Genomic DNA, 5,088 nt, shown 5'->3' with positions numbered 1-5,088 from the left:
CTAGAAGCCCTCACTCGGGAAACTGCTATGTCAATTAAGGCTCCCTAAAATCTTGATGACTTCGGGCGAATGTTAACTAAGATGATGGTCGAAACGGTTACTCATCTAACCCCGCCTAATTACAGACGACGGCGAGATTCAGTTAGAAGTTCCTAGTGATCGTAATACGTCTTTCGAACCAAATCTCATTCATAAACATCAGACGCGATTCAAATCGATGGATGACAAGATCTTAAGCTTGTATGCCGGGGATATGACTACCCGTGAAATCGTCGCGACTTTAAAAGAAATGTACGATGCCGATATCTCTGCCAGTCTAATATCTAAGGATACTGATGCTGTTTTAGAACAAGTCGTCGAGTGGCAATCCCGTCCGCTTGATGCGATCTATCCCATCGTGTATCTCGACTGCATCGTCGTACAAGTACGTTAGAACAAGCAGTTCATCAACAAAGCCATTTATCTCGCTCTCGGCGTAAATATGAAAGGCCAGAAAGAACTTCTTGAGATGTGGATGTTGAAACTCAATGAAATACGTCCCATGGAAAGACTACATGACCATTACCGCAGACTTAAAAATCTATCAAGCCACGACGGAAGATGAAGCCCTGTTAGCGTTAGAGTACTTTGGTGATAAATGGGATAAAAAATACACTCAAATCAGTCGACCCTCTGGACGGCTCATTGAGACAATCTCAATACTCTGTTTTGATATCCGTAAAGCTATCTACACCACGAATGCGATTGAATCACTGAGCAGCGTGATCAGAAATGCGATCAAGAACCATAAACTGTTCCCGGCAGATGAATCTGCTTGAAAGGTGGTGAATCTGGCGATTATGAATACTTCAAAGCAATGAACAATGCCAATCCATCACTGAAAGCAATCTCTAAACCGCTTTATGATTATGTTCGAAGACGGACTAACGGAATAGTTGTAACCAAGAGCAGTTACACAGAATTATTTACAGGGTCAACTTATAGCTAGATACTCCGTACCGTTGTATGCACTTTGAATCTTATCTCTACCAACTACACTTCAATAATTCTAGTTAATTACCCTAACAGCCCTTTCTTGGCTTAAAATCACGTCATAGATTATTAGTTTATATCCCTGCACTGTTGCGATAAACTTACTACTATTACCCGTTATTATTGTTTTTATCTTAAGAATAATAATTAATCCACTACCTTTGAGTTTGTTGTTTAGTACCCCATGATGTACCCCATGCAGCAACCGTAAAAAATAAAGAGCTTTAAAAACATATGCTTAACAGCAAAATCCAATGGTTCCCTGGCCATATGCACAAAGCACAGAAGGAGATTGCAGAAGCGATCCCTCAAATCGATGTCATCATCGAAGTGCTAGATGCTCGTATTCCATTTAGTAGTGAAAACCCAATGATCTCCGAACTACGTGGTGATAAACCGGTAGTAAAAGTGCTGAACAAACGTGATCTTGCCGATCCAGAAATGACTCAACTTTGGATTGAGCATCTGGAAAAAGAGCAAAATGTTAAAGCGATGGCGATCACCACATCACAGCCGCAAGAAGTACAAAAGATTCTAGAATTGTGCCGAAAACTGGCACCACACCGTGAAGAGATTGGTAAAAACATTCGCACCATGATCATGGGTATTCCTAACGTCGGTAAATCGACCATTATCAACTCACTGGCTGGTCGTACTATTGCGATCACTGGTAACCAACCTGCGGTGACTCGTCGTCAGCAACGTATTAACCTGCAAAATGGGGTTGTATTGTCGGATACTCCGGGGATTTTATGGCCAAAAGTGGAAAACCCACACAGCGGTTTCCGCCTTGCCGCAACCGGCGCAGTAAAAGATACGGCAATGGAATATGACGAAGTGGCTTTCTACACGGTTGAATACCTTGCGCAAGCTTATCCAGAAAAGCTGAAAGAGCGTTACCAGATCGAAGAATTGCCGGAAAGCGATGTTGAGCTAATGGAAGAGATTGGCCGTCGTCGCGGAGCTCTGCGCTCTGGTGGTCGTGTTGATTTACACAAAGCCTCGGAAATTTTGCTGCATGAACTGCGTAGCGGTACGTTGGGCCAAGTCACTCTTGAGCGCCCAGAGATGATCACTGAAGAGCTGGTGCAAGTGGAAATTGAAACAGCGCGTAAGCTCGAAGAAAAGATCAAAAAGAAAGAAGAGCGCCGTAAACGTTACTTGAAGAACAAACGTTAATTGATGATTCTCGCGAGATAGCGTCGCGATCTCTGAATTAAGCAAAAGGGTGACCTAACGTCACCCTTTCTTTTTATCTAGGCAAAATAGTCCGACGCTATTTGTCGCAATCAGATGGTGTAATGCCGCACAATTTCAGCAAAATCGCCTCTAATTGATCCCAAGGCATCAGTTGAGAGTCAATCACTTCTAGGCGTGATTCAAAGCCTGATAGACTCATCTGATTGACTGACACCACACCGTTGGCCACGTTAAATGCATAAGTACCCTGATCGGTATTCACCACTGCTTTGATACGCTCAGCGGTCAGATCTGACAACATTGAAAACAACAAATCAAAATCAAATTCATATTCTGCGCCAAACAACCAACCACAGCTAAAATAGCCCTGCCCTTTGTTCTCACGACGAATAAAAGCTTCACCCGGTGGCAGTTCAAATTGTGGCTCTTGACTGGCGTGATCGTGATGGTGATGTTCAATATGGCTTGATGCGCTGCCGTGTACACGTTCGATATCCAACACTTCCAGTGGGAGATCGCCCTGCTTAACCAGTTTACTGAAGATCTTTGCCGGCGATTGATTGGTGATCCAATCGTTGAACGCATCAATATCGGCCACCGCACACAAATCGACTTTGTTACCAACCACCACATCAGCGCTATCAAGTTGGTCGTTGAAATTTTGGTTTGTGATGTACTTTTCAATCAGTAAATTACGCGGATCAACTAAAGCAATCGTCGCTTTCAGGTCAACGTAATTTTGATACTGCTCGGAAGTCAGCGTTGCGACAACTTGCTTAGGATGACCAAGTCCAGTGGGCTCAATGATGAGACGGTCCGGCTTTTGGCGCAGTAACGCATTAATACCAACAGACATCGGCACACCTGCGGTACAACACATACAGCCGCCTGGGACTTCTTTGATCAACGCGCCTTGATCAGTCAATATCGCCCCATCAATACCAATTTCACCAAACTCATTCACCAATACTGCCCACTTCTCGTTAGCAGGTTTATTTTTTAGCAGGTTTAAGATGGTGGTGGTTTTGCCAACACCAAGAAATCCGGTGATGATATTGGTTGGTACTCTTAACGTCATTGCGATTCTCCGAACTGATATTAGGTAAATTATACCCTTATCTTCCATTTGGTTGCAGTATCAGTATGAAGGAAAACGCCCCATTACAAGGCTAATTGCTTGATTGGTAGATAAAATGGCTGGCGGATAATTAGCGGCACTACCATTAGGCTATGCTCTAGATGACAAAAGGCGCACCATCAGTGCGCCTTATCCCTCGTTACTCAATCGTGAGTTTGCGAATCAGAGTGTCTATAGATGCATTCTGATATAAAACGAGGCTATAGAAATGAATTGTTGATTCCATCCAAATTGTAGGTAAGGCATTTATTCCTCCATGCGAATTGGTTCACATTGCCTTACACCTTAAATATGGCTCAATTTAGCTAAAGCGCAAGTTTCAAAGTGTGATTTATAGCTAAAAAATCCAACAAATAAGCAACCAAACACATTAATGTCTATTGGTCACAAATAATCAAATATGGAAATCAATATTGCATTCTTGTCGCTATAGTTAGAGGTGTAAGGGCGTATAATTTTAGCATCCAATTCAAGAGTATTTACGTTCCACCCAGTGAAGAGGTACAACATTCCATGACTAAAAGAGAGCAAATTAAGCAATCGTTTCTCGCAAAAATGCCTAAAGATGCGATTAATCAGTTTCTCTCGAAAGACACCACGCCAATCCCCGTATTGCTGATGTCCTTAGTGGTGGGGGTGCTTGCAGGCTTTGTTGGCACCTACTTTGAACATGCCGTTCAGTTTGTTTCTGAAACCCGAACCCAGTGGTTAAAAACCGAGATTGGTAGCGCATTACCATTATGGTTAGCGGCGTTTATCATCAGTGGTGCTCTCGCGTTTGTGGGTTATTATCTAGTACACCGTTTCGCGCCTGAAGCTGCCGGATCTGGCATTCCTGAAATTGAAGGCGCAATGGATGGCATCCGTCCCGTACGTTGGTGGCGGGTACTTCCGGTCAAATTTTTTGGTGGTATGGGCGCGTTAGGCTCAGGGATGGTGCTTGGCCGTGAAGGTCCAACCGTTCAAATGGGCGGGGCGATTGGTCGCATGGTGACGGACATTTTCCGTATCAAGAATGATGATACCCGTCATTCATTACTCGCATCCGGTGCTGCCGCTGGCCTCGCTGCCGCCTTTAACGCACCTTTAGCCGGCATTATGTTTGTGGTTGAAGAAATGCGACCACAGTTTCGTTACTCGATTATATCGATTCGCGCGGTGATCATCGCTTCGGTTTCGGCCAATATTGTTTTTCGCTATATCAATGGCCAATCAGCGGTGATCACTATGCCGCAATACCAGTCACCAGAACTCAATACCTTATGGCTGTTTTTAGTGCTCGGCGGTCTGTTTGGTATATTTGGCGTCATCTTCAATCGATTAGTGACCTTCTCTCAAGACCTGTTTGTTCGTTTTCACAATAATGACCGTAAACGCTACTTGCTGACAGGTTCACTGATTGGCGGCAGTTTTGGCATCATGTTGCTTTATATGCCAGAGTTGACTGGCGGCGGCATCGCACTCATTCCTAACATCACGAATGGCGATTACGCGGCAGGCTTTTTGTTATTGTTATTTGCAGGTCGAATCGTCACTACCATGATCTGTTTTGGCTCTGGCGCTCCCGGTGGGATTTTTGCGCCAATGTTGGCCCTAGGTACCCTATTCGGCTATGCCTTTGGTCTTATCGCACAACAATGTTTCCTGAACTGCCAATCACTCCGGGTATGTTCGCGATTGCCGGAATGGGAGCACTATTTGCAGGCACGGTGCGTGCG

General features: G+C 44.4%; 2 protein-coding genes and 2 pseudogenes. 3 read left to right on the top strand and 1 reads right to left on the bottom strand.

Annotated elements, in window-relative coordinates:
• Window positions 1–89: 89 nt before the first annotated feature.
• Together RH88_RS23090 and ylqF are read left to right on the top strand one after the other, a co-directional pair.
• Window positions 90–881, top strand: a pseudogene (locus tag RH88_RS23090) (IS256 family transposase); the annotation flags it as partial.
• Between the two features lie 385 nt (window positions 882–1,266).
• Complete coding sequence (gene ylqF / locus RH88_RS18015) at window positions 1,267–2,211, top strand: ribosome biogenesis GTPase YlqF (protein WP_005598693.1); 945 nt, start codon at window positions 1,267–1,269, stop codon at window positions 2,209–2,211.
• 97 nt (window positions 2,212–2,308) lie between these two features.
• Here the strand turns inward: ylqF and RH88_RS18010 are convergent, their stop codons facing one another.
• A complete protein-coding gene (locus RH88_RS18010) occupies window positions 2,309–3,310 on the bottom strand; it encodes a CobW family GTP-binding protein (protein WP_005598691.1) in 1,002 nt (333 codons plus the stop codon).
• 573 nt (window positions 3,311–3,883) lie between these two features.
• Here RH88_RS18010 and clcA point away from each other — a divergent pair.
• Window positions 3,884–5,088, top strand: a pseudogene (gene clcA / locus RH88_RS18005) (H(+)/Cl(-) exchange transporter ClcA); the annotation flags it as partial.

Origin of the sequence: Vibrio scophthalmi LMG 19158 (genome assembly GCF_000222585.1) — a bacterium.
In the GTDB taxonomy this organism is placed as follows: domain Bacteria; phylum Pseudomonadota; class Gammaproteobacteria; order Enterobacterales; family Vibrionaceae; genus Vibrio; species Vibrio scophthalmi.
Note: the sequence above shows the minus strand (reverse complement) of the source record. Positions and strands in the feature narration are given on the sequence as shown.